11 protein-coding genes are annotated in these 13,113 nt (G+C 41.5%); 9 read left to right on the forward strand and 2 right to left on the reverse strand.

Annotation, left to right across the window (positions count from 1 at the left end):
- Positions 1-91: 91 nt before the first annotated feature.
- Positions 92-922 (forward strand): alpha/beta fold hydrolase, encoded by an 831-nt coding sequence (locus RCG25_RS02730; protein ID WP_308082146.1) that lies wholly within the window; start codon positions 92-94, stop codon positions 920-922.
- Between the two features lie 29 nt (positions 923-951).
- Positions 952-1,485 carry an RNA polymerase sigma factor gene (locus tag RCG25_RS02735; protein ID WP_308082147.1) on the forward strand — a complete coding sequence of 178 codons (534 nt, stop codon included), beginning with the start codon at positions 952-954 and terminating at the stop codon, positions 1,483-1,485.
- A 62-nt stretch (positions 1,486-1,547) separates the two neighbouring features.
- Here the strand turns inward: RCG25_RS02735 and RCG25_RS02740 are convergent, their stop codons facing one another.
- On the reverse strand, positions 1,548-2,342 hold the full coding sequence (locus RCG25_RS02740; RefSeq protein WP_308082148.1) for an IclR family transcriptional regulator: 795 nt from the start codon (positions 2,340-2,342) through the stop codon (positions 1,548-1,550).
- Positions 2,343-2,540: 198 nt separating this feature from the next.
- Between RCG25_RS02740 and RCG25_RS02745 the strand changes: the two genes are divergently transcribed.
- The 3 genes from RCG25_RS02745 to RCG25_RS02755 are packed head-to-tail and all read left to right on the forward strand — an operon-like array spanning position 2,541 to position 6,582.
- Complete coding sequence (locus tag RCG25_RS02745; RefSeq protein ID WP_308082149.1) at positions 2,541-3,884, forward strand: lyase family protein; 1,344 nt, start codon at positions 2,541-2,543, stop codon at positions 3,882-3,884.
- Positions 3,865-5,391 carry an aldehyde dehydrogenase family protein gene (locus RCG25_RS02750; RefSeq protein WP_308082150.1) on the forward strand — a complete coding sequence of 509 codons (1,527 nt, stop codon included), beginning with the start codon at positions 3,865-3,867 and terminating at the stop codon, positions 5,389-5,391. The genes RCG25_RS02745 and RCG25_RS02750 overlap by 20 nt, the downstream gene beginning before the upstream one ends.
- 21 nt (positions 5,392-5,412) lie before the next feature.
- Positions 5,413-6,582 carry a Zn-dependent alcohol dehydrogenase gene (locus RCG25_RS02755; RefSeq protein ID WP_308082151.1) on the forward strand — a complete coding sequence of 390 codons (1,170 nt, stop codon included), beginning with the start codon at positions 5,413-5,415 and terminating at the stop codon, positions 6,580-6,582.
- Between the two features lie 61 nt (positions 6,583-6,643).
- Here RCG25_RS02755 and RCG25_RS02760 read toward each other — a convergent pair whose 3' ends face one another.
- On the reverse strand, positions 6,644-7,363 hold the full coding sequence (locus RCG25_RS02760; RefSeq protein ID WP_308082152.1) for a MurR/RpiR family transcriptional regulator: 720 nt from the start codon (positions 7,361-7,363) through the stop codon (positions 6,644-6,646).
- 177 nt (positions 7,364-7,540) lie between these two features.
- Between RCG25_RS02760 and RCG25_RS02765 the strand changes: the two genes are divergently transcribed.
- The 4 genes from RCG25_RS02765 (at position 7,541) to RCG25_RS02780 (ending at position 13,014) form a co-directional block, all read left to right on the forward strand.
- Positions 7,541-8,335 (forward strand): SDR family oxidoreductase, encoded by a 795-nt coding sequence (locus RCG25_RS02765; RefSeq protein WP_308082153.1) that lies wholly within the window; start codon positions 7,541-7,543, stop codon positions 8,333-8,335.
- Positions 8,336-8,373: 38 nt separating this feature from the next.
- On the forward strand, positions 8,374-9,885 hold the full coding sequence (locus tag RCG25_RS02770) for an FAD-binding oxidoreductase (protein WP_308082154.1): 1,512 nt from the start codon (positions 8,374-8,376) through the stop codon (positions 9,883-9,885).
- A gap of 18 nt (positions 9,886-9,903) precedes the next feature.
- Positions 9,904-11,334 carry an FGGY-family carbohydrate kinase gene (locus tag RCG25_RS02775; protein WP_308082155.1) on the forward strand — a complete coding sequence of 477 codons (1,431 nt, stop codon included), beginning with the start codon at positions 9,904-9,906 and terminating at the stop codon, positions 11,332-11,334.
- 120 nt (positions 11,335-11,454) lie between these two features.
- Positions 11,455-13,014: a BCCT family transporter gene (locus RCG25_RS02780; protein WP_308082156.1), complete on the forward strand. Its 1,560-nt coding sequence runs from the start codon at positions 11,455-11,457 to the stop codon at positions 13,012-13,014.
- Positions 13,015-13,113: the final 99 nt, after the last annotated feature.

Below are 13,113 nucleotides of genomic sequence, written 5' to 3' on the forward strand. Positions count from 1 at the left end.
CCTTTCACTATACATTTTAGAAAATATTGGATATAATTAATTTAAATAAACTATCCAGTCGGTTTATTTTAAAAGAAAGGTGGGGATTCGTTTGGGAGAAGAGAGGTATATTACGGTTAGAAATGAGAAGATATATGCCAAAATCATAGGAAAAGGGGAACCCTTGATTTTTTTACATGGTGGACCAGGTGGGGAACATCGCTTTTTTTTACCTCATTTACAAGATTTATCTCAATACTTTACACTGATTTTTTATGATCAAAGAGGATGCGGGCAATCAGAAAATGCAATAAATGAGGAGTATACGATGGATGGAGAGGTTGAAACGTTAGAGGCTCTTCGTCAATTTTTCAAAATAGATAAACTTAATCTCATTGGTGAATCTTGGGGGAGCATGTTAGCCCTTTTATATGCCGCCAAATACCCTAATCATGTGAACAAACTATTTATGACAGCCGCGGTTGGTGCGACAAAGGATGGATATTTTCGTTTTGAAAAAGAACTGCTGAACCGATTAACAAAGGATGAAAGGATAAGGCTGGAAGAGTTATCACCTAAAGTGGACCGGGGAGAGGTTGACGTGGCAGAGATTTTTAAAATCATCGATCCGTATTATGTGTACTCGCCTGAAAGTTTAACGAAAAAGACGAAAACCCAATCAAATGCCAGGGTAAATGAATGGATAGGAAAAGACATTACGGAAAACTATGATGTTTCAAAGGATGCTAATAAGCTTAGTAACATCCCAATTTTGGTTGCACAAGGTGACCAGGACATCATTACTCCTGAAATCTTGGAACAAGTCTTAGTTAACTATATCCCTCATATTGAGGTAAGGGAAATTAATAACTGCGGTCATTGGTCGGTGGTCGAACAACCTGAGCAGCTTCAAGCGATGATTAAGGATTTTTTTCAAAATTGATAGCTTGATAGGTGAAGGAGGACATCAAAATGGGGTTGCAAGAATCTGTTTTGGAGGAACTATTTCATCAATATAGCCCTATTATTTACCGCTATATTTTATTTGTGACGAAATGTAAAGAGGAAGCGGAGGATTTAACACAAGAAGTGTTTATTAATGCTTACCGCGGATTACCCAATTATAGGGGAGAGTCGTCTTATAAGACTTGGTTATATTCTATTGCTCGTAACGTGATTATTGATTATTATCGAAAAAAGAGAAAGGTCGATAGGTTAATAGATTTGTCATTACCTGACCAGAATCAGCTGGTTCCTGAAGAAGTGTTAGATCGTAAGGAAAAAACACGAATTTTGCACAGAGCGATAATGGAGTTAAAGTTACCCTACCGAGAAATTATTATCTTACGAAAGATTAAAGGATATTCCATCGCTGAGACTGCCGATATACTAGGATGTGATGAGGGCAAAGTCAAAGTCACTCTTCATCGAGCCTTACATAGACTTAAACATAAGTTGAATCGAGATAGGTGGAGTTTTGATGACCAATCCTACTTTGTGAGTTGAAGATTGCTTATTTTGGGGACAGTCCCCCAGCGCTTTAGCGCAGCGGGGGACTGTCCCCTTTTTTAATCCAGATATTTTGAGATTTCTTTTGCGGCACCGATGATGCGGTCGGTTAAGGCTGTCATTTTTTCCTTTGTAAATCGAAAGTTTGGACCACATACGCTAATAAAGGCTATCAGATTCTTACGTTTATCAAAAATAGGAGCGGAAATGCCGTTTTCATTTTCATCCAGTTCTCCAACTGCTGTCGCAATTCCTCTTCTGCGGACCATTTGAATTTCTTCAAGTAGTTCATCCCGATTTGTAATGGTAAACGGTGTCATTTGTTCAAGCGGTTGTCCCAATAGAATGTCTAGTTCTTCAGGAGGGAGCAAGCTTAATAGAAGTTTCCCATTAGACGTACAGTGAAGGGGGAGGTAAGCATTCACATAATCCACCAGTCTGATACTATGTTCGGGATCAATCTGATCAACGGTTAATGTTCCATAATGTTTAGGTACACTCAGCAAGACGGTTTCTTGTGTTTCCTCTCTCAATTTCTCCATACTGTTACGTGCCCGTCGGATGAGGGAACCGTAGTTGGTTGCTTGCGCAGCTAGTCGATTGGCAGCATATCCAAGTTGGTACCCTTTTGTTAACGGATCACGTTCTACATACCCGAAACTTTCAAGAGTTCCTATCAGACGCCAGACAGTCGTTCGATTCATACCTGATTTTTCTACTAATTCTCCAATGGATATTGAATGGATGCTCTCCGCGACGATTTCCAGCAAGGATAAGGCACGGCCAACTGCTTGAACGGATGAATTTTCTTGTTTATTTTTTTCGTTGTTTTGTAATTCATTATTTTTTTTCATAGTTCTCATTATAGCTTAAGTTTAAGAGCGTAATCTAATGTTTTTGATATTTTCAAAAAAGTTTCATTTTGTGTTTGACATGAAGGTTTTTCCATTTTACAATGACATTAAAGTTCTTATTGTGAACAAGATGTTCACGATGTGAACAAAATTAAATATAAAACAAATAGAAATATAGATTCATTTGGAGATGGTTTCATGAGGGAAGAATCAGATCAGTTTGGTGCAGTGGAAATTTCAAAGGATGCCTTGTATGGGATTCAGACGGTGCGTACCATGCAAAATCTCTCGTTTTCTGGTCGTACGTTGAGCCAATATTCAACGTATATCGAATCGCTCGCGCTGGTCAAAAAAGCGGCTGCTCTCGCCAATCAGGAAGCAGGAATTATTGATAACATCATTGGAAACGCCATCATGATTGCTTGCGACAGCTTAATCAAAGGTGATTACCATGAGCATTTTCCTATCGATATTTTGCATGGCGGCGGTGGAATTGGCACCAATATGAACATGAATGAGGTCATTGCCAATCTGGCGAATGAATTGTTTGGGACTCCAAGAGGAAGTTATTCTCCCATTCATCCCGCTGATCAAGTAAACGCTTCCCAGTCGACATCTGATGTGTGCCATACGGCCATCAGGCTAGCCATCATGAAAAGATCTGAGCCGCTTTTTGCCGCGTTAGACCAACTAATTGAGGCCATAAAATCAAAAGCAGTTGAGTTTCAGGACGTAACCACGATTGCTCGTACCTGCTTGCAAGACGGGATGAGGGTGCAGCTTGGTGATACCTTCAGCGGGTATAGTCAAGTGATCAATCGGAGGCTACTTTCATTAGAAGAAGCGACTAGCAAACTTCACTTTATTAATCTTGGTGGAACGGTGATCGGGTCCGGGGTCGGTGCTCCGCAAGCCTACCGGGACACAGTAGTATCCAAACTCTGTGAAGTTTCAGGGATCGATCTTGCCCACCGTGAAAATTTATATGATGCTGCACAAAATATCGATGACCTAGCGAGGGTTTCAAGTGAACTACGCATACTAGCTTCCTGTTTGATCAAGTTGGCTAAGGATTTACGCCTCCTTTCATCAGGGCCTGAAGCAGGATTCGCGGAAATTCAGTTGCCGGCTGTGCAGGCTGGATCTTCCTTTTTTCCTGGAAAAGTGAATCCTGTCATACCAGAGACGTTGATTCAATGCTGTTTCCAAGTGATTGGCTGTGACAGTGTTGTGCAGTCCACTCTCGAACATGGAGAATTAGGTCTTAACGTCTTTGAAGGGGCAGCAGGTGTAAACATATTAGATGCGATGGGGATGCTTGAAAAAGCACTGGTCACATTTACGGAAAAATGTATTAGAGAAATCGAAGCGAATCGAGAGCGATGTGAGGAGCTGTCCAATAGTTTTATCCCGCTTGTGGTGGAATTAAAAGAAAAGGTAGGCTATACAGCCGCCGCTCGACTCGCAAAGGATAAAGGAAATGAAGAGATAAAAAATCTGATCCAAAACGGAGGGTTTGAATATGACACAAGCAACGAATAGTCACGTATTTGAAGGAATCGAACAGCCGAAACTGGAATGGGCGAAGGAATGGCTCAAGACCACCAAAAAACTATATATCAACGGGGATTGGGTGGATAGTTCGTCTGATCAATTAATAGAATCGATCAATCCGGCCAACGGCCAAGTGGTTGGAACCTTCCAAGCCGCTTTAAAAGTGGATGTGGACAAGGCGGTAGTGGCAGCACGCGTAGCCTTTGAACATGGACCTTGGAGTACGATGTCACGAAAAGAACGTGCCAAAATCATGCGCAAAATCAGCGATTTAATGGATCAGCATCGCGCGGAGCTTGCTACGCTTGAAACATTGGATAACGGAAAGCTATACACGGAATCCTATCATGATGCCGTAGGTGAAGCCGTCGATATTTTTGAATATTATGCAGGCTGGACAGACAAATATTATGGAGAAAACAATCCGGTTGAAGGGAATTTTCTAAGCATTACAACCAGAGATCCGATCGGTGTGTGCGGACAAATCCTTCCTTTCAACTTTCCTTTAGATATGGCTGCATGGAAGCTTGCACCAGCATTGGCGATGGGAAATACGGTCCTATTAAAACCGTCAGAGAAAACCTCTTTTTCGGTGATTCGTTTGTTCGAATTAATTGATGAAGCAAACCTTTTACCAAAGGGAGTCATCAACCTACTCCTTGGGGATGGAGAGACAGGACAGAATATTTCTACACACATGGGCGTTGATAAAGTGGCTTTTACAGGAAGCACAGATATTGGGAAGAAGCTTGTCCACAATTCAGCAGACTCTAACTTAAAGCCTGTTTCACTTGAACTGGGAGGAAAATCTCCAAACATTATTTTTAATGATCCACCAAATCTAGATCAAGCGATTGAACGTTCCTTTTATGGGTTGTTCACACACAAAGGGGAGAAATGTTCGGCTCCTACACGGTTGTTCGCCCATGTGGATGTGTACGACAAAGTGGTCGAAGACATTGCGAAACTAGCCAACAGCTATGTAGTAGGAGACCCATTCGATCCAAGAAGTCATCAAGGTGCCCAGGTTTCTGAAGCCCATATGGAGCGTATTTTAGGCTATATCGAAAGTGGAAAAAGCGAGGGTGCTAGATTAGTAGCCGGCGGCGAGCGTGATCTAACAGGGGAAAATGCCAACGGATTCTTTATTCGTCCTACGATTTTTGCAGACGTAGACAATAAGATGAAGATTGCCCAAGAAGAAATCTTTGGACCTGTTCTTTGCATTATTCCTTTTGAAACAGAAGAAGAAGTCATTGCCATGGCGAATGATACGATTTATGGTCTTGGTGCGGGTCTATGGACGAATGATGTATCTAGGGCACACCGTGTGGCCAATAAGCTTCAAGCAGGTATGATTTTTGTAAATAAATATGGATGTTATGATTTTGCCAGTCCTTTTGGTGGCCTGAAACAAAGCGGTTGGGGGAAAGAATACGCGATTCATTCCCTGGCATCTTATACAAAACAAAAAGCGATTTGGTTTGCTTACTAAAATTTAGGGGACACGGGGGAAATGAACATGTTGATGAAAGCAGCAGTCATGACGGGTGTAGGAACACCATTAGAAATTCAAGAAGTGGAACTTGCAGAGCCAAAAGCGAATGAGGTTCTTGTGAAAATTGGGGCAACAGGTGTCTGCCACAGTGATTTAAATGCTTTAGGAGACGAAACCACGCCGAAGCCTACCGTTCTTGGCCATGAAGGAGCAGGAATTGTAGCAGCGGTTGGATCGAATGTAACGAAAGTAAAAGTGGGGGATAAGGTGGCATTAAGCTGGGCTCCTTATTGCGGAACGTGCGAGTTTTGCGTAACAGGGAATGTTCATTTATGTGAAACAGCCTTCGGTCCGATGTTTGAAGGAACGCTTTTGGACGGAACCTCTCGTTTGAGTAAAAATGGAGAAACGATTTATCACAACTCGTTATTGTCTACCTTTGCAGAATATGCTGTTGTACCAGAGCTTTCATGTGTGAAGATTCCTGATGCCATGCCTCTTGCTCAAGCGTCCTTAATCGGTTGCGGTGTAGCGACAGGTTACGGTGCTGCCGTTCACGCTGCAAAAGTAACGCCAGGTTCGACCGTTGCGGTATTTGGGATTGGGGGAGTCGGTGTTAATGCCATTCAAGGAGCACGTATTGCCGGAGCGGCAAAGATCATTGCCTGTGATATGAAGCCGGCTAACCTTGAAATCGCGAAAAAATTCGGGGCTACTCATACAATCAATGTTGCCGAACAAAATGCGGAAGAAACGTTAAAAGAGCTGACTGGTGGATACGGTGTTCATTTCGCAATCGACTGCTCCGGCCATACAGGAGCAACAGAAAGTGCTTGGAAAGGAACAAGAAAGGGAGGTACTGTAGTTGTAGTTGGCGCGTTCAACCCAGCTATGACCGTTAATTTGCCAGCTGGCGGCTTCCACCGTGTAGGAAAAATCTTAAAGGGCAGCTTCTATGGCGATACACAACCATACCGTGATTTCCCTACCATTGCCCAGCTTTATCTCGATGGCAAATTTATGCTGGATGAGCTTATCCTTGATCGCATTCAACTAGATGATATCAATCAAGCATTCGACAGCTTCCATGACTGCAACTGCATCAACGTGGGCAGAACAGTAGTTGAGTTTTCATCACAGGAACAGAAGGAAGTAGTAGATAGTTCTGATAGTGTAGTAACAATCTAACATTAAAAATGGGGACAGTCCCCCGCTGCTTTACAGCTGTGGGGGACTGTCCCCATTATTTTTATGAATCTCGCTCCACCAATAATTTTGCCAGTATTTCTTCGATGAATATAAAAAATACGGTTCGCGTTTTTTCATACGGTAACAACTTCTCACTTTGAGCAGATTGGGTTAAGTAGAAGATATGATCTGCTTTTAAGGCTGAGGTATTGTCGTATTCCTCCAAAATCAACAAGCTTTCCGCCCCTTTAGCCTTCACGCTATTGAAGAGATTTTCAAAAGAAGCGAATTTACCGGTTACGGAAAAAACAATTAGTAAAGTATCCTCATCCACCAAATGCTGCGCATGATCTTCCCCTTGGGACACCAAAATATTTTTGCCAGAAACAAGAGCGAGCTTATATGCAAAGTATTCCACACATATAAAGGATGGACCCAAGCCGAATAGAACGATTCGGTTGTACTTTTTAAAAAGGGTGATAAACTCATCCACTAATGTGGGATCAAAATTGTCGATAAAGTCTTTTAATCGTTCAAGTTCGCTAGAAATGTTTCGATCTTCATGAATGATAGGCTGACCACTCAGAAATTGCTTGTATTGTTTAAAGCTTTCAAACCCAAGTTTTCTTACTAGCTTGGAAATTTTTGACGAAGACACCTGACAATAATCAGCAGCCTCTAAAATTTTCAGCTGATCATTTTCTTTTATAATTTCAGAGAGTTTGCTATGGACCGCAAGCTCCAGGTCATTTAATTTATTAAGATTTATATTTATGGTCATTCCCTCGCTTCACCTAATAGTCTGTAATGAAAGTATATCAAAGTGGAAAATTTTCCACAATATAAAATGTTTTTAAAAAATATAGAAAATTTTCTATAGAAATCGTTTACATAAGGAACTGTTTATAGTAAATTAACGTTAATAATATTAAAAACTTTCTAAGAAGAAGGGTTAAACATGACAACTCAAAAAGCTGATATCAAAGACTTCTCAATGAATTTTTTTAGCTTAAAAGGAAAAGTGGCCATCATCACTGGAGGAAATTCTGGATTAGGGCAAGGCTTTGCTTTAGCACTAGCAAAAGCTGGCGCAGACATTTTTGCAGTCAGCATTGCTGGTGACAATGAAGAAACCAAAAACCTCATAGAAGCAGAAGGTGTTCGGTATCATCTCATGATTGCAGACGTCACGCAAGAAGGCGCTTGCCAAAGAATTGTGGAAGAATGCATCTCTACTTTTGGGAAAATCGATATCCTCATGAATAATGCGGGTATTTGTATCAATGAACCAGATGTAACAAAGTTTACTAGACTTCAATGGGATAAAATGGTCTCAATCAATTTAACGGCAGCTTTTGAATTATCACATGAAGTGGCAAAGTACATGATTCCACAACAAAGCGGAAAAATCATTAATACGTGTTCCTTGTTTTCCTACCTCGGAGGTCAATGGTCACCAGCTTATGCAGCAACGAAGCATGGTTTAGCCGGCTTTACAAAAGCCTATTGTGACGAACTAGCACAATTCAATATTCAAGTGAACGGAATTGCACCTGGGTATTTCGCTACGGCGGTTACAGCTGAGACAAGAGCGAATCCAGAGGCGAATCAACGTATTTTAGATCATATTCCAGCTAATCGATGGGGCAATATCTTAGATTTAATGGGTGCAGTTGTTTATTTAGCTTCAGACGCTTCCAACTATGTAAATGGTACTCTCTTAAATGTGGATGGCGGCTATTTAGTCCGATAACGAAAGATAGAAATGGATCGTAAAGGAGAAATGCAGCGATGACAAATGAACAATTAATCAAAGAAGAAACAGCGATGCGGAAAGAACAGTTAGTAAAAGAATTAGAGTCTATTATTTCAGTAGGACAAATCAATACCGATCACGAAGCACTCTATGATGCAGCAGCGGACCGATATAAAAAATATGCAAAGGCAAAAAAAGTTCTTGATGTTCCGATGCCAATGGCGATTGTGTATCCACACTCTACAGAAGAAGTACAGGCACTTCTGCAGTTCTGCAATAAGCACAAGATCAATGTGATTCCTCGAAGCGGGAAAACAGCTACGGAAGGCGGTCTTGAAAACTGGAAAGAAATCGCAGTCGTCATCGATGGCTCGAAAATGAATCAAATCATTAAAATCGATCCTTATAACATGCAGGCAACGGTTCAAGCAGGTGTCAAACTACAAACCTTAGAAGATGAGCTGCGAAAAATTGGTTATACAACAGGCCACTCTCCACAGTCAAAGCCAGTAGCACAATTTGGCGGGTTGCTAGCAACAAGAAGTATTGGTCAATTCTCCACTCTTTACGGTGCGATTGAAGACATGGTGGTCGGTTTAGAATGTGTATTCCCAGACGGACATGTTTCTAGAATCAAAAATGTGCCAAGAAGAGCGGGCGGACCGGATATTAGACACATTGTCATCGGTAACGAAGGAACGTTATGCTACATCACAGAAGTGACAGTGAAAATTTTTAAATACTACCCTGAAAACAATGTCTTCCACGGTTATTTAATCAAGGATGTAGATACAGGGATTCATATTTTAAGAGAAGTCATTACAAACGGCTTTAGACCATCGGTGGCACGTGTCTATTCCGAACAAGATGCAAGACAACATTTTTCCCACTTCTATAAAGACAAATGTGTGTTGATCTTTATGGCTGAAGGACCAAAAGGGATAGTCAAAGCAACGAATGAAGCGATTGAAGAAGCGGTGGCTATATTCCAGGATGGCATCGTTGAAAAAGTAGAAGACCAATATATCGAAAATTGGTTCAACAACTTGAACTGGACGCAAGGACATATTGACAATGAAATCCAAACGATGATTCAGCATCATAAACATGATGGTTATACAACGGAAGTATCCGCTGACTGGGAAAGCATCACCAAGATTTATCACAATGTCATGAAAAGAGTAAGGGAAGAGTTTGACCGAATTGAAGATATCACGATGCTTGGCGGCCACTCATCCCATAGTTATCTAAATGGAACCAATATGTACTTTGTCTATAACTACAATATTAATTGTGCGCCAGAGGATGAAATGAGAATTTATCATCATCCTATACAAGCCATTATTGTTGAAGAAACCTTAAAGCTTGGCGGTTCGATGTGTCACCACCATGGTATTGGAAAATACCGTAGCGAGTGGACACTAGAAGAGCATGGTTCTGCTTACTATATGTTAGAAAAATTAAAAGAAGCGTTTGACCCGAATGGCATCATGAATTTTGGCACCATCTTCCCTCAAGAAGAAGGCCTAAAATATATCAAAGGATAACATAAGGTGGCTGGCTATATGAGCGGTTATGTAATGGGGATTGATAATGGCTCGCAAAGCACGAAAGTTGCCATTTATGATTTCGAAGGCAATGAGGTTGCATTTGGCTCTTATCAATTAAAAGAAACGTTATCCCCTGAACCAGGTGTCGTCATCCATCCCGATGATGATTTATGGGACAGTGTATATGGAGCGATAAAAAATTGTTTGGCTACTTTTACCGGCAATCCGAAAGAGATTGCCGGGATTGGCCTTTGTACCATTAGATGTTGTCGGGTGTTGTTAAACGAAGAGGGCCAGCTAGCTTATCCTGTAATCAGCTGGATGGATTCCCGTTTGAACAAACCGTATGTTCATTCTGATGATCAAGTCAAATATGTAACGACTACTTCCGGGTATCTAGGCTTTCGATTGACAGGGGAATTCAAGGACACGGCTGCTAATTATGAAGTTCACTGGCCGTTGGACCGTGAAACACTTGATTGGTCGAAGGATGAGGAAGTTTTTAAGGCGTACGGTTTGAAAAGAGAAATGGTCTTTACGCTTGTCAAACCGGGTGAAAAGCTGGGGACGCTTCGTGGTGAACTAGCGGATGCGCTTGGGTTGAACCCGGACATCCCTGTCGTAGCCACAGCGAATGATAAAGCGGTTGAGGCTTTGGGCTCCGGCATCAAGGATGATGGGACCATCATGATTTCTCTTGGAACCTTTATTTCGTCGATGTTGTTACGAAATGAATATAAGGAAAATGCAGTGAATTTTTTCCCAACGCTTGCCTGTATTCCCTTTAAATATGTGTATGAATCCAATGGCATTCGCCGCGGGATGTGGACCGTGAGCTGGTTTAAGAAGCTGATCGGTGAAGAGCTTGTTACGGAAGCTGGGAAGCTCGGTGTATCGGAAGAGGAATTCATGAACAGGAAAGCAGAAGAGGTGCCTGTAGGCAGTGACGGCCTGATTACGATTCTCGATTGGTTATCGACACCATCTGAACCTTATCGAAAAGGGATTATGATGGGGTTTGATCAGCGACACACCAAGTTTCATATCTACCGCTCAATTTTGGAAGCGATTTCCTATAACATTAAAAACAATATTGATGATATGTTAGCGGAAATAGATGTCACGTTACATGAGGTAATCGTCATCGGCGGGGGTTCGAAAAGTGACTTGATGATGCAAATCATTGCCGACTTATATGGATTACCTGTCCATAGACGCGAAGGCAGCAGTGTTGCCTGTCTAGGAGCCGCGATTTGTGTCTGTCAGCATTTATCTATTTATAGTGACTTCTATGAAGCGGCAAATCAAATGGTCAAAACTGAAAAAACGTTTTTACCAAATCCCGAAAATCACGTGCTCTATAATACCGTGAACGATACGGTCGTTAAACAGGTAAGAAAACATACAGATGAAATTTTTAAGCTGACTTATCCCATCTTCAACTAAGATCTTACTATATTAGAGTCATCAAGAAGCCGGAACGTACAAAGTGTGAAAGCTTGTTAGGTTCTGGCGACAATATATAAAGAGATTTCTAAATTTTTGAAAAACAAGGGGGATTATTGGATGAAAAATTTAAGGCACAGCGTTTTTTGGCCGCCGTTTTTATTATTGATTGCTGCCGCTCTATTTAGCTTTTTTAACAGGGAAGGTTTTATTAAAATGGCAACGGATGCTAATAACTGGCTACTCGCAAATGTCGGTTGGTTATTTAGCTTAGGCGGCTTGATTATGCTATTAACGGTTGTAGGGGTCTATTTTTCACCACTGGGGAAAGTAAAAATTGGTGGAAAAAATGCAAAGCCGATGCTTAAGTTGTCAAACTGGCTGGCAATTACTCTTTGTACGACGATTGCATCAGGTGTTACATTTTGGGGAATTGTTGAGCCAATCTACCATGTAACGGCTCCGCCTGAGTCTTTAGGAATTAAACCAAATAGCCCAGCATCTGCTATTTTCTCGATGTCAACGATGTATCTTCACTGGACGGTTACGCCATATGCTATTTATTGTGTACCAGCACTTATGTTTGCTTTTGCTTATTATAATATGCGCAAACCATTCAGCTTAAGTTCCACGTTAGCACCGCTTTTTGGCGACAAAGTATTTGGCGGCTGGGGAAAAACCATTGATGCCTTATGTTTATATACATTGGCACTAGGAATGGCAGCAGCCATGGGAACCAGTATTTTGAACTTAGCGGGTGGAGTGAATTACCTATCAGGTATCGCTAGTAATCCAACCCTTTGGGCAATTATCTCTGTCGTGGTTATGGTGACGTTTATTCTTTCTGCTTCCAGCGGTCTAATGAAGGGAATCCGAATTTTATCAGATATCAATATGAAGGTTTATATTGTCATCGTTCTATTTATGTTTGTTGCTGGACCGACTGCTTATATTGTTAATCTAGGAACGGAATCCTTTGGTAACTTTTTATCTCATTTCTTCGAAAAAAGCTTATTTACTGGAGCCGCAGCCGGAGACCAGTGGCCACAGTGGTGGACGGTGTTCTATTGGGCTAACTGGTTTGCATGGGCAGCGATTACAGCCTTGTTCTTAGGAAGAATTTCATATGGTTATTCTGTAAAAGCGTTTATTATGGTTAACTTTGTATTCCCGTCTGCTTTTGGTGCGTTGTGGATGACGATCTTTGGTGGGACGGCGATCCACAAGCAGATGACAGAAGGAACACTTGGGGATATCTTAACGAACCAAGGACCTGAATCCGTATTATATTCGGTTTTAGCTGATGTACCATTGTCTAGTTTAGTTATACCTTTCTATCTATTTGTTGTCTTTATCTCTTTCGTTACGGCATCCGACTCCAATATCTCGGCCATGGGTGGGATCAGTTCTACTGGAATTACGCCTGAGAGCCCAGAATCGGGATTGGGTATTAAAGTGGTTTGGGGATCTGCAATTGGGATTATTTCTTGGATCATGATCAGCTTCGCTAAGATTGACGGGATTAAAATGCTTTCGAATCTAGGAGGCGTACCTGCACTCATATTAGGGTTACTAACCGTCTTTGCCTTAATCAAGGTCGCTAAAAATCCAGAAAAATATGATGTAGCAAGCAAGGACGAGAGTAATGATACGCAGGAAGACTTGAAAAAGGTAATGTAATAGTTTGAGGTCTTTTTGGGGACAGTCCCCCGGCGCTTTAAAGCGTTGGGGGACTGTCCCTTTTTTTGCCACGATAACGTCGCTGTGGCACAATGAAGA

It is taken from the genome of Neobacillus sp. PS2-9 (assembly GCF_030915525.1).
Lineage (GTDB): Bacteria > Bacillota > Bacilli > Bacillales > Cytobacillaceae > Neobacillus.